This window comes from Cryobacterium sp. TMN-39-2, assembly GCF_004402745.1.
Lineage (GTDB): Bacteria > Actinomycetota > Actinomycetes > Actinomycetales > Microbacteriaceae > Cryobacterium > Cryobacterium zongtaii.
In genome coordinates this window covers 1-17,607 of the sequence record NZ_SOFX01000005.1, presented here as the reverse complement: position 1 = coordinate 17,607, position 17,607 = coordinate 1, and the positions used below count along the sequence as shown (strand labels likewise).

The window sequence follows — 17,607 nt, the reverse complement described above, 5'->3', positions numbered from 1 at the left end:
GACGCTGTCGAACCCGGCCCGCTGGGCCTGGACGCGTCCGGCGATGCCGTCGCGCTCGGTCCGGCGTTCCGCCAGGTGCACGGTGGCTTCGTCGCGCGCCAGCTGCAGCGGGGCCAGGGCGGCCTGGGCCTCGGCCTGGTCGGCGCGCAGGCGGGCCAGCTCGGCCTCGAGGGCGGGCAGCCTGGCGCGGTGGTCGGCAGCCACGGCGAGGGCATCCTCTGCCTGCCGGAGTGCCGCATCGAGCGTGTCGGAATCATCGTCGCCGGAGCGGGTGCGGGCGGTGGTGAGCAGGGTATCGACGTGCAGGGACTGAGTGCGGGCGGCGTCGACGGCCCCCTGACGGCGACTCATCAGGTCGCGGGCGTCGTCGAGGTCGTCGTCGGTGACGGGTGCGGCGTCGCCGGTCATGGGCGCCGGGTGTTCGGTGGCCCCGCAGACCGCGCAGGGCTCGCCGTCGACGAGACCGGCGGCGAGCTCAACGGCGAAACCGCCGAGCCGGGCGTCCACGAGCTGCTGATAGTGCAGGGCGGCCGCGGTGTTCTCCGCCACGGCCTCCCGTTCGGCGCGGTGTACCCCCACCAGTTCGGTTTCCAGCCGGCGCACGTCTTCGGCCGCGGCCAGTGCAGCCTCGGCCCGGGCCAGTGTCGCTTCGGCCTCCGGGGCGCGGGCGGCGCCGAGGGTCGCCGCGGCGAGGGCATCCGTTGCCGCGTCGATGCGCTCGGGCAGCGCGAGCAGCAGCAGCCTGGCGGCGTCGAGCGCCTCGATCTGGGCGGCCGTGCGGCGCTCGAGATCGGTGATCTGCTCGTCGAGGGCGGGCAGCCTGCGTTCCTCGACGAGCAGGTCGTCGAGGCTGCCGAGCTGGCGCAGCCTGTCGTCGATCAGGGTGCTGAGGCCGGCGGCATCTGCTGAGTCTGCGTCGTCGTCCTCGGCGACAAGCCGCTTCCAGGCGGCCCGGGCGGCGGTCGCTGTGGCCTCGGCCGTGCCGACCGAGGCGTCGGCGTCGATGCGGGCGCGCACCTGCGGCCAGACCCTGGCGGCGTGCTCGGCCAGGCGCAGGGATTCCCGGCTGCCGAGCATCTCGTCCCCGCGCTCCTCGAGAGCGGTCAGCGTGCGGGCCGCCGCATCCCGGCGGTCCTGGCGTCGGCGCCGGTCCTCGGCGGCCTGGTACTCGGCGGTGGCCGCTGTCAGGGCCGCGGAGGCGGTTTCGGCGTGCCGGGTGGCGGCCGCCAGCCGGCAATCGAGGGTGTCGAGCGCCGCGTCGAACCAGCCGAGGTCGGGGTCGGCCGGGGACTCGGGTCGGGTGTCTTCGTCGTCGTTGCGCCACAGCTGGCGCAGGGTCGCGGCCACGATCCCGTCGATCTCGTGCCGCACCAGCGTCAGCTCGTCGTCGAGCACCTTGCGCCGGGTGAGCAGCTCGGTCTCCAGCTGCTGGAACCGAAGGGTGCCGAACAGGGTGCGGAGCACGGTGAGTCTGTCGTCGGTCTTGGCCAGCAGGAAGCGCTGGAACCGGTTCTGGGCCAGCAGGATCACCTGCAGGAACTGGTCTTGCTTCAACGGCAGGATCCGGCTGAGCTCGGTGCCCACATCCACCGGGCGGGCGGCGATGCCCACCCAGTCGCCGGTGCCGTCGGTGCCGGCGCTGAGCCGCTCGAGGCGCGCATCCGGCTGCGCCGTGGTGGTGCCCACGCCACGCTTCTTGGCCTTCTCAAAGCGCGGGGTGCGGTAGACCCTGTAGGTGTCGCCCTTGAGGGTGAACTCGAGCTCGACGAAGCTCGGGTCGGCCGGGTCGCAGTGGTCGCTGCGCAGCCGCAGTTCGCTGCCGTCGAACCGGGGCACCGAGCCGTACAGGGCGAAGCAGATGGCGTCCAGGATGCTGGACTTGCCCGCGCCGGTCTTGCCGGTGATCAGGAAGATTCCGTCGGCGTCGAAGCGGGTGAAGTCCACCTCCTGCTCGGTCTTGTACGGGCCGAAGCCGGCGATGCGCAGCCGGGTGATCTTCATACGGTGGCCTCGGTGGTATCGCCCAGGACCTCGGCGACCAGCTCACGCTCGAAGGCGCTCAGGCCCACACCGTTGCGCACGAACTCCAGGAAGCCGGCCACGATTTCGGGGTCGCTCTTGTGCTTGACCCGGTCGGAATAGGTGGATTCCTCGGTCGCCTGCGTGATGGTCGGGCGGTGCTCGAGGGCCACACAGTGCGGAAAGCGCTTCTGCAGGGTGCGCATGCCGTCCAGCGGCCGCACCCGGTCCGTCAGCACCGCGGCGATCCAGTCGTTCTCGAACGAGGTGAAGGCGTCGTCGTGAGCAAGGGACTCGAGCTCCCCCGTGACCACCCGCAGGCGCCGGGGAATCGGCAGGTCGACCCACTCGGTCTCGGCCAGTCCGTTCGCATCGAGATCGACGAGCCAGCCGCCGCGGGGCTTGTCGGCCTCGGCGAAGGAGTAGTGCAGCGGGGCTCCCGAGTAGCGCACCCTGTCGGTGATCTGCGCGCGACCGTGGATGTGGCCCAGCGCGACGTAGTCGGGGCCGTCGAAGACGCTCACCGGAACGAGGTCCAGGCCGCCGGCGCTGATGTCGCGCTCCACATCGCTGGCGGCGACTCCCGCTGCGAAGCAGTGCGCGAGCACCACCGAGCGGCCGCCGCGGTCGGCGAGGTCGGCGCGCACCTGCCGCATGGCCAGGCCCAGCACCTGTTCGTGGGTCTTGAGGAGCTCGTCGGGGTAGTGGTGGCGCACCAGGGCGGGTTCGAGGAAGGGGATGCCGTAGAAGTGCACGGGGCCGTGTTCGTCGTCGATCGAGATCGGGGTGCGGTACTGGTCGAACCCGGTGACCACGTGGATGCCGGCGAGCCCCGCCCACTCCGACTGGAAGCCGAGCCGGGTGGCCGAGTCGTGGTTGCCGCTGGTCATCACCACCCGGGCGCCGGTGGCGTGCAGGCGCGCCAGGGTGCCGCTGAGCAGGGTGTAACTGTCGGCGGACGGTGTGGCCGAATCGAAGATGTCACCGGCCACGGCGACCACGTCGACCCCGCGTTCGCGCACGATGTCCACGAGGGCGTCGAGCACGAGCGCCAAGTGGTCAAGGGTCGAGTGGGTGTGGAAGGTGCGCCCGATGTGCCAGTCACTCGTGTGCAGGATCTTCATATCACTCACGCTACCGTCGGCCACCGACAGTACTGGCCAGAGCCCCGCGCGTGTACATTCCCCGTCGAACTCGTTTGTCGAAGGTCGACTCGAATGGAGGAAACACCATGGCACGTGTCAGCGGCAAGGTCGCACTCATCAGTGGTGGAGCGCGGGGACTCGGTGCCGCGATGGCCCGTCGCCTCGTCGAGGAGGGCGCGCAAGTGGTCATCGGGGACCTGCTCGATGAGGACGGCAAGGCCCTCGTCGCCGAACTGGGCGAGGCCTGCCGGTACGTGCACCTCGACGTGACCCGCGCCCAGCACTGGGACGCCGCCGTCGCCGTCGCGGTGGACGACTTCGGCGGGCTCGACGTGCTCGTGAACAACGCCGGGATCGTGAACTTCGGTCCCATCGAGGAGTACACCCTGGAGTCCTGGAACACCATCATCGCGGTCAACCTCACCGGGGTGTTCCTCGGCATCAAGGCGGCGGTGCCGATGATCATCCGGTCGAAGGCGGGCTCGATCATCAACGTGTCCTCGACCGCCGGCCTGCAGGGCTACGAGGCGCTCCCCGGCTACGTGGCGGCGAAGTTCGGGGTGCGCGGGCTCACCAAGTCCGTCGCGCTGGACCTCGGCAAGTACAACGTGCGGGTCAACTCGGTGCATCCGGGCGCCATCGCCACCCCGATGACCGCCGGGCTCGATGTGCCGCAGAACCACGTGGCGCTGCACCGCATCGGCCAGGCCACCGAGGTGGCGAACCTGGTGCTGTTCCTGGCCAGTGACGAGTCGAGCTTCTCCACCGGAGCCGAGTTCCTCACCGACGGCGGCGAGCTGAGCGGCCTGTCGCACTACCAATAAGTCTCACCATCCCCGGGCCCGCAACCGCCGCGTGATCCGCGCCACCAGGGCGGCCGGGTCCAGCAGGTCGTCGTCGGTGAACTGCAACAGCGGGTACTCGGGGTAGACCAGGTCACCCCTGACCAGGAACCGGCCGTTCTCGTCGAACACGTTGTCATTGCATTCGGGTTCCGGAAGCCCGGCGAGCACGATGATCACCCGGAGCATCGATTCCCGCGGCGATTCCGAGCGCGTGCGAAGGAGCGGGAGTGCGGCTCTGGCGCGCTGTAACCCCCTGCGACCCGAATAGCCCTCCAACGCAGCCGAGAACCAGTACACCGCGCTCGACGAGGTCGTCCGGCGCGAGCCTGAGCCGATGACCCAGAACGGCCGGTCGAGGTCGGCACGGGCATCCCGCCTTCATTTCGTCTGCGAAGGCGGGAAGTCCGCAACTCACCCCGGGAACTGTCGGCTCGCATTCAGGGATCTTTGTTTATCTGTGTTTGTGTTGACAAGCAAAAACAAACGGGTCTAAAGTCAGGAATACAAACTTTTGCGCGACTCCCCCGGGCCGCGTTCTCACCGTCGAGGAGGCCCGATGTTCGCCGAAGAGCGTCAGTCGATGATCGCCGAGATGGTGTCCGACCGCAGCCGGGTCACCGTGAACGAACTGGCCGTGCGCTTCGACATCACCCCGGAGACCGTGCGCCGCGACCTCTCCGCCCTCGAACTGAGCCGGCACCTGCGCCGCGTGCACGGTGGCGCCGTGGCCATCGACCGGCTGAGCATGTCCGAGGCCAGCCTCGAAGAGCGCCAGACCCAGCGCCACGACGAGAAGGCCCGCATCGCCGACGCCGCCCTGGCCATGATCCCCGCGAGCACAACGGGGTCGATCATCCTGGACTCCGGCACCACCACCGAACTGCTGGCCGACCGGCTTCTCGAGTGGACGCCGGCCAACCCCGGCGACCAGCTCCTGGTGATCACCAACGCCCTCCCCATCGCCTACAAGCTGGCGGGCAACGAGGCCATCTCGCTGCAGATCCTCGGCGGCCGGGTGCGCGGCCTCACCCGGGCCATCGTGGGCACCCGCACCACCCAGATGCTCGACGCCATGCGCCCCGACATCGCCTTCGTCGGCGCCAACGGCGTGGCCGCCGACTTCGGCTTCAGCACCCCCGACTCGGTCGAGGCCGCCGTGAAGACCGCGATCGTGCGTTCCGCCCGCCGCGTTGTCGCGCTGGCCGACTCCTCAAAGCTCGACCAGGAAACCCTGGTCAGGTTCGCTGCTCTGAGCGACATCGACGCGCTCATCACCGATGCTCCCCCTTCCGCTGAACTTGCCGCAGCCCTGGCCGCGGCGGATGTCGAGGTCGTAATCGCATGATCGTCACACTCACCCCCAACCCCAGCCTGGACCGCACCATCGAACTCGCCGGCCCGCTCGCGCGCGGCGACGTACAGCGCGCCCGGGACGCCCATCAGGAACCCGGCGGCAAGGGTGTCAACATCTGCCGCGCCCTGGCAGCCTCGGGCATCGAGAGCCTCGCGATCCTGCCCGGCGACGCGGATGACCCGGTGCTGCTCGCGCTGACCGCTCAGGGCATCCCGCACCTCGGCCTGCCGATCGGCGCGACCCTGCGAAGCAACATCGCGATCACCGAACCGGACGGCACCACCACCAAGGTGAACGAACCCGGTCCGGTGTTGACCAACGAGCAGCAGTCCGCCCTGGTGGAGCTCGTCCTCGAGAAGGCCGAGGGCGCCAGCTGGCTGGTGCTGGCCGGTTCGCTGCCACCCGGGGTGCCGGACACCTTCTACGCCGACCTCACCCGGGAGCTCAAGACCCGCTTCGGCGCCGCGGCTCCCAAAGTCGCCATCGACTCCTCAGGTGCCCCCCTGGCCGCGGCCATCAGCGCCGGCCCCGACCTGCTCAAGCCCAACGCCGACGAACTCGCCGAGCTCACCGGCATCTCAGACCCGGACAGCCTCGAGGCCGACCCGCACCTGGCCGCACGCGCCGCGCAGACCCTGATCACCGCGGGAGTCGGCGCCGTGCTGGCCACCCTCGGTTCCCAGGGCGCCCTGCTGGTCACCGCGGAGGGCTACTGGCTTGCCACTCGTCCCCCGATCGTCGCGGTTTCGACCGTCGGCGCCGGAGATTCTTCGCTGGCAGGTTTCCTGCTCAGCGACTTGGCCGGAGCATCCGCCCCGGACTGCCTGCGTCAGGCCGTCGCCCACGGCGCCGCTGCCGCATCCTTGCCCGGCTCAACCGTGCCGGCCGTGACCCAAACCGACCCCAGCGCCGTCACAGTGACGGCATTTGCTACACATCCAAAGGAGGATGACCAGTGAGTGCACTGATTACCCCAGAGCTCGTTGCTTTGGACCAGAACCTCGGTGCCGCGCCGGCGACCGTGATTCGGCACCTCGCCGAGCTCGTCGTCGGAGCCGGCCGAGCCACCGAGATCGACGGGCTGTACGCCGACGCCCTCGCCCGCGAAGCCAAGACCTCCACCGGCATCCCCGGCGGACTCGCCATCCCGCACTGCCGTTCGAGCGCGGTCACCGAGCCGACGCTGGCCGTTGCCCGTCTGTCCCAGCCGGTCGACTTCGGCTCGGCCGACGGACCCGCCGACCTGATCTTCATGATCGCCGCCCCCGAAGGCGCCGACCAGGACCACCTGAAGATCCTGTCGAAGCTGGCCCGGTCGCTGATGAAGGCCGACTTCACCGCAGCCCTCCGCGCCGCGAAGACCCCCGAGGAGATCGTGACCCTGGTCACCGACATCGTCGCACCGGTCACCGCGGCGACCACAGCCGGAGCGCACTCCACCTCCGCCGCCCCGCGCGTCACCGCGGCGCCCACCGGAGCCGGCACCGAGGGCACCCCGGCCAACGGGGCCCGCCGTCTCGTCGCCGTCACCGCCTGCCCCACCGGCATCGCCCACACCTACATGGCAGCGGACGCGCTCGTCGCGGCCGCCAAGGAGATGGGCATCGACCTGCAGGTCGAGACCCAGGGTTCCGCCGGAGCGACCCCGCTGGCCGCCTCGGTCATCGACTCCGCCGACGCCGTCATCTTCGCCGTTGACGTCGATGTGCGCGACAAGGGCCGGTTCGCCGGCAAGCCCCTCGTGCAGTCCCCCGTCAAGCGCGCCATCGACGACCCGAAGAAGATGATCCAGGAGGCTCTCGCCGCCGTGGACAACCCGAACGCCCGCCGCGTCAGCGGTGGCGGCGCCGCGGCATCCGACTCGGTGTCCGAGAACGAGCACATGGGCCAGAAGATCAAGCGTGCCCTGCTCACCGGTGTCAGCTACATGATCCCGTTCGTCGCCGGTGGAGGCCTGCTCATCGCCCTGGGCTTCCTGCTCGGCGGCTACGACGTCACCGACGTCGCCGACGACGTGGTGCTGCAGAACAGCCTGTGGAACCTGCCCGAGGGAGGCCTGGCCATCTACCTGGGCGCGGTCTTCTTCAAGATCGGTGCCCTGTCAATGGGCTTCCTGGTTCCGGCCCTGGCCGGATACATCGCCTACGGCATCGCCGACCGCCCCGGCATCGCTCCCGGCTTCGTCGCCGGTGCGGTCTCGGGCTTCATGGGTGCCGGCTTCCTCGGCGGCATCGTCGGTGGCCTGCTCGCCGGTATCGCTGCGGCCTGGATCGGCTCGTTCGACGTGCCGCGCTGGCTCCGTAGCCTGATGCCCGTCGTGATCATCCCGCTGCTGGCCTCGATCTTCGCCTCCGGACTGATGTTCCTGGTGCTCGGTGGACCGATCGCCTGGCTGACCGTCGCCCTGAACGACTGGCTCAGCGGCATGACCGGCGCGTCGGTTGTCATCCTCGGCATGATCCTCGGCCTGATGATGGCGTTCGACCTCGGTGGCCCGGTCAACAAGGTGGCCTACTCCTTCGCCGTCGCCGGCCTGGGTGCCGCAACGCTGGCCAACCAGGCGCCGTGGCAGATCATGGCCGCGGTCATGGCCGCCGGCATGGTGCCGCCGCTCGCGATGGCCCTGGCCACCGTGCTCGACCGCAAACTGTTCAGCCCGGTCGAACGCGACAACGGCAAGGCAGCCTGGCTGCTGGGTGCGTCGTTCATCTCCGAGGGCGCGATCCCGTTCGCCGCGGCCGACCCGCTGCGTGTGATCCCGGCGAGCATGCTCGGCGCGGCCACCACCGGTGCGCTGACCATGGCCTGGGGTGTCACGTCGAAGGCGCCGCACGGTGGAATCTTCGTGTTCTTCGCCATCGAGAACGTTTTGGGCTTCATCCTGGCGATCCTGATCGGCACCGTCATCTCGGCCATAGCGGTAATCGTGCTCAAGCGCTACGTCCGAAAGACCCCGACTTCGGGGTCCATCCAGCAGAACAACACCCTGGTGACCGCCTAACATTAGTGGGCACCATTAACGCCGAAGAATAGAGGAAGTTCCGTGCAGAGTTTCACAGGAGTAGGGGTCAGCCCCGGACGAATCGTAGGATCCGTCCGGCAGATGCCCAAAGCCGTGAGCGAGCCGCCAGCAGGAGAACAGCTGGCCTCGTCGACGACGGCAGAGGATGCCGCCGTCACACTGCGCGCAGCCGCGAAGGCGGTGCAGGCCGAGCTCAAGCAGCGCTCGGTCAGCGCCACCGGAGCGGGTAAGTCGGTTCTCGAGGCCACGGCACTGATGGCCGCGGACCCCATGCTCATCAAGGGCGCCGTGAAGTTGATCAACACCGGCACCTCCGCTGAGCGGGCAATCTGGGAGTCCGCGGCATCCGTGGCCGAAATGCTGCACAACCTCGGCGGCTACATGGCCGAGCGGGCCACGGACGTCCTCGACGTGCGCTCCCGGATCGTCGCGGAACTGCGTGGGGTGCCCGCACCGGGCATCCCCGCCTCCGACGAACCATTCATCCTCGTCGCCGACGACCTGGCGCCGGCCGACACGGCCACGCTGAACCCGGCCGTCGTGCTGGCCTTGGTCACCTCCGGCGGCGGACCGCAGTCGCACACCGCGATCATCGCCCGCGCCCTCGGCCTGCCGGCCGTCGTCGCCGCGGTCGGTGTGGAAGCCATCGCTGACGGCACCCAGGTCTACGTCGACGGCGCCGCCGGCAGCATCAGCGTCGACCCCGACGCCGACCAGCTCGAGGCCGCCACGGCTTGGGCCGCCAACGCCGCCACCCTCGCGGTGTTCTCCGGCGAGGGCGTCATGGCCGACGGTCACCTCGTGCCGCTGCTTGCCAACGTTGGCGGGGCAGCGGATGCCGTCAAGGCCGCCGCCGCCGGCGCCCAGGGCGTTGGCCTGCTGCGCACCGAGTTCTGCTTCCTCGACCGCGACGAAGAACCCACCCTCGACGAGCAGGTCACCGCGTACCGCGGCGTCTTCGACGCGTTCCCCGGCAAGAAGGTCGTCGTACGCACGCTCGACGCCGGCGCCGACAAGCCGCTCCCCTTCCTCACCGACGCATCCGAGCCGAACCCGGCTCTCGGCGTGCGCGGCTACCGCACCGACTTCACCTCGCCCGGCGTGCTCAAGCGCCAGCTGGCCGCCGTGGCGACCGCCGCAGAGGGCACCGAAGCGGATGTCTGGGTCATGGCCCCGATGATCTCCACCGCCGAAGAGGCCGCAGACTTCGCCCGCATGTGCGGCGAGGCCGGGCTGAAGAACCCGGGTGTCATGGTCGAGGTTCCCTCCGCCGCGTTGACGGCCGAGACCATCCTCGGCGAGGTGAACTTCGCGAGCCTCGGCACCAACGACCTCACCCAGTACGCCATGGCCGCCGACCGCCAGCTCGGCCCGCTCGCCGCGCTGAACACGCCGTGGCAGCCCGCCGTGCTGCGCCTGATCCAGCTCACCGTGGCCGGCTCCGTCGCCGAGGGCAACAACAAGCCCGTCGGTGTCTGCGGCGAGGCCGCGGCCGACCCGGCTCTGGCCGTGGTGCTCGTCGGCCTGGGCGTGAACACCCTGTCGATGACCGCTCGCGCCCTCGCCGCTGTCGCTGCAGTGCTGGCGAAGGTCACCGTCGAAGAGGCCCAGCGCCTCGCCGGCATCGCCCTGGCTGCCCCGAGCGCCCTCGAGGCGCGTGCCCGGGTTCGCGCCGAGCTGCCCATTCTCGACGAACTGGGGCTCTAAGCCCCACGCGTCAACCGCGCGATGTGCTGCCGCCTCATGGCGTGTGCACATCGCGCGGGCAATACAGTTGTAATCCGTACAGTTTCAGGAGGAACCATGTCAGAACGTACCGCCACCATCGCCAGCCGCGTCGGCCTGCACGCCCGTCCCGCAGCGATCTTCGCTGAGGCCGTCGGCGCACTGCCGATCGAGGTCACCATCGCGCTCGAGGGCGACCCGGCCGACGACGCCATGGACGCGTCGAGCATCCTGTCGCTCATGAGCCTGGGTGCCGCAAACGGCCAGGTCGTCGTGCTGCGCGCAGAGGGCGACGGAGCGGATGAGGCCCTCGAAGGCCTCGTCAAGATCCTCGAGACTGACCTCGACGCCGAGTAGAACCCGCGTCACCGAAAACAGCTCGCTCGCCTCCGGCGGGCGGGCTGTTTTCACATGTGCTGCCAGGTGCGCCGTGATTTAGGCAGATACCCAGTTACGCGCCGCCGGCCCCGGCTATCGTTTCCCCTATCCTCAACGACGAGCGAATAGGACCTGCCTCATGACCGATCTGCAGAATGACCCCGCGCCGGCCTCTGGACCAGACGCACACAGCATCCAGGACTGGACCGACCTGGGCAAGGAAATGTGGTCGTACCTGACCGGTAAGAGTGCCGTCATCGACTACAGCTTCATCGACATGACGGTCGAGGTTCCCCGCGATATCGGGCCAGACGCGCCACGGGCAATCTGGAAGCTCAATGGCACCCTGAGGGTGACCACGAGCGAGAATCCGGCCGACTAGACCCATGGGCAGCACCCGGCTCGATATCGATCTGGTCTTCTCGATCGACCCGGCCGACGGTGAACCGGCCGAGGACCAGGCCCACGGCACCATCCGTGCGAACGGCCTGGAGATCGAGGTGTTCCTCAGCGATCCCGAACGATTCGTGCGTGCTCGGATGTCGTCGCTGCCGGCCCTCCGCACCCTCGCCGCCGATCTGGCCGAACGCGGACTCGTGGTCTCGGTGAGCGGGCCCGACGGGGTGATCGCGCGGATGGGCGCCGTGCAGGCGCCGCTTGCCCAGCGTCTGGTCACGAAGTCTCCGCACCTCGTAGTGGGCAGCACCGCCGCGGTAAGCCCGTTGCTGCGGCGCTGGCGGCAGCCCGCCGCACCGGAGCGGACACTGCCGCTGCCTCCCCCGACCCCGTTCCCGCTGGTGCCCACCCTGGCCCGGCGCATCCGGCGGCGTGTCACAACCACGCACTACGCCCCCGGAGCCGGCCGGCCGCGCCTGATCTTCGTGGTGGGGTCGGAGTACTGGAATGGCCAGCCGCCGCGGGAATTCGACCTTTTGCCCGGCGTGACCCGGATCGGCAGCGCTGAAGACGCAGACCTGCGTCTGGGGGGGCTGGACGCGTTGCACGCCGAGATCCGGCACGACGAGAACGACGAGTATCTCCTCGTGGCACTCGGCCCAGTGGGCGGCGGTGCCCGGACGGATGACCCGTCGTCGGGCCAGATTCTGCGCACCGGCGCCCGCCTCGAGATGGGTAGCTGGCGCATGGGGTTCTTCCGGGAGGAATACGCCGACCACGGCCGGCCGTTCGGTGGCCGACTCGGCGGGGAGCTCTCGGTACAGAAACCGCAGCCGCCCCGGGACCGGACTACCCGGCGACCTCCGCCGTGACCGGCAGTTCTTCGCGTTCGAGGGGCCTGCCCGTCAGCCGCAGGCTGGCGAGAAGCCCCACAACCAGGAACCCGGCGGCCGCGTACGCCGAGTAGCGGGTGCCTTCGCTGAATGCCTCGCGGGCCGCGTCGGCCACTGCCGGGCTCTGGGCATCCAGCGACGGGATGGCTGCTCCCGCGCTGTCGACGACGACATCGACGATCTGCGCGCTCGTCGCCGCCGGCACCTCGAGTTCGGCGAGCCTGGCGTCCAGGGACAGCCCGACCGAGGTGAACAGCACGGTGCCGAGCACGGCGATGCCCAGCGCCGAGCCGATCTGCCTGGCCGTGCTCGAGGTTCCGGAGCCTTGGCCGCTCTGGTCGACCGGCACGTCGCCGAGCACGACGCCGGTGAGTTGGGCCGTGGCCAGGCCGACGCCCATGCCGTAGACGAACAGGAACGGCACGATCGACAGCCACGTCGCATCCACCGTGATGACGGTGCCGAGGCCCGCCACCCCGAGGATCTCGGCGACGATGCCCACCCGCACGATGGTGAGCGGCGAGACCCGGTTGCCCAAGGCCCCAGCGACGCCGCTGGCCACGAACGATCCGATGGCCAGGGCCAGCAGTACGAACCCGGTCTGCAGGGCGTCGTAGCCGAGCACGTTCTGCAGCCAGAGCGGCAGTGAGAGGATGATGCCGAATTCGCCGAGCGACACGATCAGCGCGGCGATGTTGCCGTTGCGGAACGACGGGATGCGGAAGAGCGAGAACGCCAGCAGGGTGGATTTGCCCTGCCGTTGCCGTCGGAGGCCCCACCGGATGAAGGCGGTGCCTGACACCAGGGTGACGAGGAAGGCAACCGGGATGATCGACAGGTTGAACGGCCAGGTCCAATCGCCCAGGGTCGGTGCCGTCTCGGTGAGCCACCAGCCGTACGTGCGGCCCTCGATGAGGCCGAACACCAGGGTGGCGCTGGTGATCACCGAGAGAACCGCGCCGACACCGTCGATCCGGCGTGGTTCGCCGGCGTCGCGCGATTCGGATACGAAGACCAGGATCCCGGCAACGATGAGGATGCCCAGCGGCACGTTGATGCCGAACGCCCAGCGCCAGGAGAAGTAGGTGGTGAGCCAACCGCCCAGCAGCGGGCCGACGGCGACCATACCGCCGATCGTGGAGCCCCAGATGGCGAAGGCGATGCCGCGGTCCCGACCGCGGAAGGTGGCGTTGATCAGCGACAGGGTGGTGGGCAGCACCATGGCGCCGCCGATGCCCTGCACCAGCCTGGCGGCGATGAGCAGGTCGCCGGTCTGGGCCATCGCGGCCAGCACCGACGCCAGGGCGAAGATCACTACTCCGGTGAGAAGGATGCGCCGGCGCCCGTAGCGGTCGGCGAGGGTGCCGAAGACCAGCAGGAGGGCGGCGAATACGAGGGTGTAGCTCTCCTGCACCCACTGCACCTGGGTGGAGGTGATGTCGAGGTCGTCGATGATCGAGGGGATCGCGACGTTGACGATGGTGGAATCGACGATGATCAGCGCGACGGCGATGCTGATGAAGACCAGGCCCAACCAGCGGCGGCGTGCCCCGGTCATGCGGTGGCCGATGCGGTGGTGTTCAGCCGGCGCGGCGCGCGGATGCGGAGGAACAGCGTGACGACGAGCACCACGACGACCGCCACGATCGCGGTGATCGCGGTGGGAGTGGAGAGCAGGTCGCCGGTGAGCCTCGCGAACGCCACCCAGCCAAGGCCCCAACAGAGGGCGAGGGTGGGGGTGAGCCTGCCGCGGCCGACCACGGCCAGGAGCACGCCGACGAGCCCGGCCACCGCGATGATCAGGACACCCCAGGCATCGGCGGCCAGGCCGAACCCGTCGAAGCCGGCGGCGACGAGGGCTGCCGTGATGTTGGCGGCGGTGGCCACGCAGACCCAACCGAGGTAGAGGCCCATGGTGCCGTCGACCAGAACGGTCTCCAGCAGGGACCGCGGGCGGGTGTCAAGGATGATGAGGAACGCCCAGACCAGCACGGCCAGAAGCAGGACTATCACCGGAACGCTCAGCCAGAGCAGGTCGAACTGCACGCTGAGGATCCAGGCCGCGTTCAGCAGCAGCGAGGCGGCCACTGGGTAGCCGAGGCGGCGCTGGCGGGGGTCGGTCTTCTGCCTCGGCAGGAACTGCCAGATGGCGTAGAGCACCAGCCCGGCGTAGATCGGCGTCCAGATGGCGAAGGCCGGTCCGCCCGGGGCGATCGGAGTGGCATCGGCGGCCAGCGCTCCCCCGGAGGCGTTCTGGATGGGCGTGCCGCCCGCGGCGCCCGAGCCGATGAACGATCCGACGAGGGCGAGGATCGCACTGATCAGGACGGTGCTCTGGCGGAGCAGATCGCGAGATGTGGACATGGGGTTCTCCTCCGTCGCGGCGAATTGGTCAGCTAGCTGACTAACCCACGGTAGCAGTACATTGAGGGGGTGACCACTCCCGATGCCATGGCCCAGTGGCCGAACGGTCGACTGCTTTCCACGGCTGCCCGGCTGGTGGAGCATGCCTGGGTCGAAGCCCTCGCTTCCCTCGGCCTCACCCATGCCGGCCTGATTGTGTTGCACCTGCTCGGCGACGGAGCCCGCAGTCAGACCGAACTGGCCCGGCAGGCACGGGTGCAGACTCAGACCATGTCGCGCACCCTGGACAGGCTGGAGCGGGAGGGTCTGGTGGCACGCATCCGGGACGAGCGCGACGCCCGGCGCCACCTGGTGACCCGCACCGACGCGGGCACCGCCGCGTGGCAGCAGGCCCGCACCCTCGAGGCCGACGTGTTTCCCCCGCTCGAGAACGCCGACGAGCTGCGCGCAGCCCTGCTGCAGATCATCACAGCGTCCTCGGCGGAGCGCTGGTAATCCGGCTCGCTCTGTCCCTGCTGGCTCAGAGCCCGCCGACGAGTCGCTTGAGCTGCTGCACCGATCGGGCGGTGTCGTCGAGGACAACGGGGACCGTGGCGTCGCTGCGCTCGGCCCGGGCGACGAGCATGCCGTAGACCAGGGTATTCTCACCGCTTTCGTGGGCCGCCTCCGCGGCCTGGCCGAGCTCCTCGATGTAGAGCAGCCTGTCGTGCCGGTCGCCGAGCCGCTTCACCAGCGGTTTGGCCGCCCGGGCGACGTGCGCGTAGCGCCGACGGAGCTTCGCGAATCGGGCGGCAGTGTGGGCGCGCTTCGCGGCCGTTTTCTTCGCTGCCGTCCTGGCCGACTTCTTGGCGGCCGACTTCTTTGTGGGTGGCTTCGTCGCCGTCGCCTCGGCCACGGGGTCGGCTGACGCCACGGCGGCAGCGGCGTAGCGCAGCCGTCGGGCGGCCTTGCGCACCTCGTGCAACGCCGGCTCCGGCTCATCCGCGTCGGACACCGTGGCGGTGAGCTGCTCCAGCGCGGCGACGGCCCTGCCGAGGTCCCGCTTGATCTCGGCGGCGGCGGGACGGTCCGCCTTCGGGGTGATCGGCGGCCAGGCCGTGAAGCTCTCGAGGGCATCAAGAAGCCGGTAGTAACGCGTACTCAGGAGATACTCGCGCACCGCTGCGAGGCCCTCCGCGTAGTCCCGGCGGGCTCCACCGACGAGCCGGGTTCGCGCATCCTCGGTGGGGTATTCGGCGACGCCGGCGAGTTCTTCGACCAACCGGGCGGCGCGCACTTCGGCGTCGCGGGCTCGGCCCAGCTCGACTCCGAGGTGCTTGAGCTCGAAGCGCAGCTCCTTCACCGGGGCCTTTTCAAACAATCTCGCGTAGACCGCGAGGACGCTGCGCAGGCGGCGCACCGTGGTGCGCATGTGATGGATCGCGTCCGGGGCAGCCGCTCGCGCCCGGGGATCGGCGTCGACGAGGGTCGCGGTCAGGTCGCGGAGCGCTCCGACAACGACGGCACCAGCGGAGTCCGGCTGCTGCAGGGCGGGGGCGGGGAGCAGTCCCGGCAGCACCTCGGCGCCGTCGAGCTCGGTCAGGGACTCCACGCCCACGGCACGAGCGATCTTGGCCGCACTCGTGGACGGGGTGGCTCCGGCGGTGAGCAACACCTGTTCGACGGAATCGAGCAGTCTGGTGCGCTTCTTGCGGGTGTCGGGGGCGCCATCCAGAAGCTCGAGCTCCCATTCGCGCCACTTGCGGTACGTTCCACCGCGCACATCGGAGGCGGAGACGAGGTCGTCGGCGATCTCGGCGAGGGCGTGGCCATCGGTGTCGGTGAGTCGCACCGTGGTGCGCACAGTGCTGACCCGGGCCAGCGGGGTGAGCGGCCGGTCGCGCACAATCGCGCGCACCGGCTCAAGCACCTCGGCGGGGATGTGTTCAGAACCGTCAGCGTCGCCGATGTCCAGTGGCCAGTGCACCTCCGTGCGCCCCTCGACAGCCGGCATCTTGAGGTGCCAGCCGGCATCGCCGCCACCCTCACGGCGGCGCAGAACGATGCGGTGGCGGGCCAGGTCATGATCGGCAGTGTCGTAGTACACGGCCGTGAGCACACAAGGCACCTCGGCCGGGTCGGCGGTGATGCCGTCGAGCCCCTGCAGCGACGGAACGGGCCGCAGCCCCTCGACGTCGTACTTACGCTCGATCTCGGTCTGCTCTCGCCCTGTCATGTGTCCTGTCTACTCCCTCGGCTGGGTCTGGAGAACAAAGACCACGCCGTGATCGTGCAGTTCGATGCTCAGGCGGTCGAGGCTGGACACAACGAGGTCGGCGTCCAGCTCGTCGGCCGAATGAGTGCCGACAACGCCGATCGTTGCGCAGCCGGCTGCGCGACCCGCGGCGAGTCCGGCGGGAGCGTCTTCGACGACCACGCACTGGCGGGCGTCGAGGCCGAGCCTGTCGGCGGCCTCGAGGAACGGGTCGGGCGCCGGCTTTCCCTTGACGGTGTCTTCGACGGTCACCACCGTGGCCGGGGCCGTGAATCCGGCGGATGCGAGACGGGTGTGGCACAGCTCCCGAGGACAGGACGTCACGATCGCTCGGCGTTCTTCGGGGATGACGGCCATCAGCTCAGCAGCTCCGGGCAGGATGGTGATGTCGTCGGTGTCGCTGAGTTCGAGCTCATTGACCCGGGCGAACGACGTCTGGACCTGGTGAGCCGGGACCAGATCGGCGATCATTTCGCGGCCCGGACGGCCATGCTGCACGCCGGCGAAGAGCGCACCAAGACCCATTTCGTCGGCCCACTGCTGCCAGGACCGGTTCACGGCCTTGGTCGAGTCGACCAGGGTGCCGTCCATGTCGAAAAGTACGCCCTGAAAGACCCGCCCGAGCACGGCGTGCGCCTCACTCTCGGCACCAGGCTCCGGAACCGCCTGCAAAATGCTCTGGAGATCGGCCTCGATATCAGCGCCGGCCATCCTTTCGCCGATGGTGCCGGCCGAGTTTTCGGAGGTCGTCATGGTGATTCCATTTTCCGAAGCACCTTCGTGGTCACAGTCATGCTTCTCCTTCGACCCTAACGAAGGCCGGTTGGCGGGCGGTAATTGCACGCGTGCCGACAGGCTCACGCGACCGGCGGACCCCCGGGCGGTGGCTACTCGTCCTGTCGTCGGGTCTTCGGGTCGTGGGCGCGGTGTTGGGGTGGTTTTCGCCAGGTTCCGGTGGGGTCGATCCAGTGGGGGGCTTTGACTTCGGGCATGCCCAGGACCATGCGGATGTGCCACCCGGAGGTGTCGATGTTGTGGTGGTGATACCAACACAGCAAAACCCCGTTGCTGACGTTGGTGGCGCCGCCGTTTTGCCACGGCTGCACGTGGTGGACTTCGGTCCATTGCGGTGGGCAGGTGCAGCCCGGGATGATGCAGCCGCCGTCTCGGGCGGTGATCGCCCTGCGTTGCAGCGGGGTGAAGCAGCGGACT

At 69.5% G+C, this 17,607-nt stretch carries 17 protein-coding genes; 9 read left to right on the top strand and 8 right to left on the bottom strand.

What is annotated here, in order from left to right:
* The coding region (locus E3O57_RS01220; protein WP_134456548.1) for an AAA family ATPase at window positions 1-2,001 on the bottom strand (2,001 nt) is incomplete at its 3' end.
* Window positions 1,998-3,143, bottom strand: coding sequence for an exonuclease SbcCD subunit D (locus tag E3O57_RS01215; RefSeq protein WP_103478731.1), 1,146 nt, complete (start codon window positions 3,141-3,143; stop codon window positions 1,998-2,000). The genes E3O57_RS01220 and E3O57_RS01215, both read right to left, overlap by 4 nt.
* A 107-nt stretch (window positions 3,144-3,250) precedes the next feature.
* Between E3O57_RS01215 and E3O57_RS01210 the strand changes: the two genes are divergently transcribed.
* A complete protein-coding gene (locus E3O57_RS01210; RefSeq protein ID WP_088456797.1) occupies window positions 3,251-3,988 on the top strand; it encodes a glucose 1-dehydrogenase in 738 nt (245 codons plus the stop codon).
* A 3-nt stretch (window positions 3,989-3,991) separates the two neighbouring features.
* Here the strand turns inward: E3O57_RS01210 and E3O57_RS01205 are convergent, their stop codons facing one another.
* Window positions 3,992-4,195, bottom strand: a complete 204-nt coding sequence (locus E3O57_RS01205; RefSeq protein WP_103478732.1) for a hypothetical protein — start codon at window positions 4,193-4,195, stop codon at window positions 3,992-3,994.
* A 370-nt stretch (window positions 4,196-4,565) separates the two neighbouring features.
* Here E3O57_RS01205 and E3O57_RS01200 point away from each other — a divergent pair, with 370 nt between their 5' ends.
* The 7 genes from E3O57_RS01200 (at window position 4,566) to E3O57_RS01170 (ending at window position 11,756) form a co-directional block, all read left to right on the top strand.
* Window positions 4,566-5,354: a DeoR/GlpR family DNA-binding transcription regulator gene (locus tag E3O57_RS01200; RefSeq protein ID WP_088456799.1), complete on the top strand. Its 789-nt coding sequence runs from the start codon at window positions 4,566-4,568 to the stop codon at window positions 5,352-5,354.
* Window positions 5,351-6,322, top strand: coding sequence for a 1-phosphofructokinase family hexose kinase (locus tag E3O57_RS01195; protein ID WP_103478733.1), 972 nt, complete (start codon window positions 5,351-5,353; stop codon window positions 6,320-6,322). Before E3O57_RS01200 ends, E3O57_RS01195 begins: the two co-directional genes overlap by 4 nt.
* Entirely contained in the window at window positions 6,319-8,364 is a 2,046-nt protein-coding gene (locus E3O57_RS01190; RefSeq protein WP_103461644.1) for a fructose-specific PTS transporter subunit EIIC, read from the top strand. The genes E3O57_RS01195 and E3O57_RS01190 overlap by 4 nt, the downstream gene beginning before the upstream one ends.
* Window positions 8,365-8,406: 42 nt before the next feature.
* Entirely contained in the window at window positions 8,407-10,092 is a 1,686-nt protein-coding gene (gene ptsP, locus E3O57_RS01185) for a phosphoenolpyruvate--protein phosphotransferase (RefSeq protein WP_103461645.1), read from the top strand.
* A gap of 96 nt (window positions 10,093-10,188) precedes the next feature.
* Window positions 10,189-10,467: an HPr family phosphocarrier protein gene (locus tag E3O57_RS01180; protein ID WP_088456803.1), complete on the top strand. Its 279-nt coding sequence runs from the start codon at window positions 10,189-10,191 to the stop codon at window positions 10,465-10,467.
* Window positions 10,468-10,627: 160 nt separating this feature from the next.
* Window positions 10,628-10,870 (top strand): hypothetical protein, encoded by a 243-nt coding sequence (locus E3O57_RS01175; RefSeq protein ID WP_088456804.1) that lies wholly within the window; start codon window positions 10,628-10,630, stop codon window positions 10,868-10,870.
* Window positions 10,871-10,874: 4 nt separating this feature from the next.
* Complete coding sequence (locus E3O57_RS01170; RefSeq protein WP_103478734.1) at window positions 10,875-11,756, top strand: FHA domain-containing protein; 882 nt, start codon at window positions 10,875-10,877, stop codon at window positions 11,754-11,756.
* Here E3O57_RS01170 and E3O57_RS01165 read toward each other — a convergent pair.
* A complete protein-coding gene (locus E3O57_RS01165) occupies window positions 11,734-13,335 on the bottom strand; it encodes an MFS transporter (protein ID WP_103461647.1) in 1,602 nt (533 codons plus the stop codon). The two genes, E3O57_RS01170 and E3O57_RS01165, sit on opposite strands and share 23 nt — an antisense overlap.
* Window positions 13,332-14,141 carry a tryptophan-rich sensory protein gene (locus tag E3O57_RS01160; protein WP_103461648.1) on the bottom strand — a complete coding sequence of 270 codons (810 nt, stop codon included), beginning with the start codon at window positions 14,139-14,141 and terminating at the stop codon, window positions 13,332-13,334. Before E3O57_RS01160 ends, E3O57_RS01165 begins: the two co-directional genes overlap by 4 nt.
* 69 nt (window positions 14,142-14,210) lie before the next feature.
* Between E3O57_RS01160 and E3O57_RS01155 the strand changes: the two genes are divergently transcribed.
* Window positions 14,211-14,636: a MarR family winged helix-turn-helix transcriptional regulator gene (locus E3O57_RS01155; protein ID WP_240632234.1), complete on the top strand. Its 426-nt coding sequence runs from the start codon at window positions 14,211-14,213 to the stop codon at window positions 14,634-14,636.
* 25 nt (window positions 14,637-14,661) lie between these two features.
* Here the strand turns inward: E3O57_RS01155 and E3O57_RS01150 are convergent, their stop codons facing one another.
* From E3O57_RS01150 to E3O57_RS01140, 3 genes are all read right to left on the bottom strand, one after another.
* Window positions 14,662-16,356 (bottom strand): CYTH and CHAD domain-containing protein, encoded by a 1,695-nt coding sequence (locus E3O57_RS01150; RefSeq protein ID WP_103478735.1) that lies wholly within the window; start codon window positions 16,354-16,356, stop codon window positions 14,662-14,664.
* A gap of 9 nt (window positions 16,357-16,365) precedes the next feature.
* Window positions 16,366-17,148 carry an HAD-IA family hydrolase gene (locus E3O57_RS01145; RefSeq protein ID WP_198416779.1) on the bottom strand — a complete coding sequence of 261 codons (783 nt, stop codon included), beginning with the start codon at window positions 17,146-17,148 and terminating at the stop codon, window positions 16,366-16,368.
* Window positions 17,149-17,282: 134 nt separating this feature from the next.
* A partial coding sequence (locus E3O57_RS01140; RefSeq protein WP_134456546.1) for an HNH endonuclease signature motif containing protein occupies window positions 17,283-17,607 on the bottom strand: 325 nt, incomplete at its 5' end.

What these genes read in the sequence shown, in the direction of transcription:
- E3O57_RS01215 (WP_103478731.1), bottom strand. Translation starts at nt 3,143, where the DNA reads ATGAAGATCCTGCACACGAGTGACTGGCACATCGGGCGCACCTTCCAC.
- E3O57_RS01210 (WP_088456797.1), top strand. Translation starts at nt 3,251, where the DNA reads ATGGCACGTGTCAGCGGCAAGGTCGCACTCATCAGTGGTGGAGCGCGG.
- E3O57_RS01205 (WP_103478732.1), bottom strand. Translation starts at nt 4,195, where the DNA reads ATGCTCCGGGTGATCATCGTGCTCGCCGGGCTTCCGGAACCCGAATGC.
- E3O57_RS01200 (WP_088456799.1), top strand. Translation starts at nt 4,566, where the DNA reads ATGTTCGCCGAAGAGCGTCAGTCGATGATCGCCGAGATGGTGTCCGAC.
- E3O57_RS01195 (WP_103478733.1), top strand. Translation starts at nt 5,351, where the DNA reads ATGATCGTCACACTCACCCCCAACCCCAGCCTGGACCGCACCATCGAA.
- E3O57_RS01180 (WP_088456803.1), top strand. Translation starts at nt 10,189, where the DNA reads ATGTCAGAACGTACCGCCACCATCGCCAGCCGCGTCGGCCTGCACGCC.
- E3O57_RS01175 (WP_088456804.1), top strand. Translation starts at nt 10,628, where the DNA reads ATGACCGATCTGCAGAATGACCCCGCGCCGGCCTCTGGACCAGACGCA.
- E3O57_RS01170 (WP_103478734.1), top strand. Translation starts at nt 10,875, where the DNA reads ATGGGCAGCACCCGGCTCGATATCGATCTGGTCTTCTCGATCGACCCG.
- E3O57_RS01165 (WP_103461647.1), bottom strand. Translation starts at nt 13,335, where the DNA reads ATGACCGGGGCACGCCGCCGCTGGTTGGGCCTGGTCTTCATCAGCATC.
- E3O57_RS01160 (WP_103461648.1), bottom strand. Translation starts at nt 14,141, where the DNA reads ATGTCCACATCTCGCGATCTGCTCCGCCAGAGCACCGTCCTGATCAGT.
- E3O57_RS01150 (WP_103478735.1), bottom strand. Translation starts at nt 16,356, where the DNA reads ATGACAGGGCGAGAGCAGACCGAGATCGAGCGTAAGTACGACGTCGAG.
- E3O57_RS01145 (WP_198416779.1), bottom strand. Translation starts at nt 17,148, where the DNA reads ATGACGACCTCCGAAAACTCGGCCGGCACCATCGGCGAAAGGATGGCC.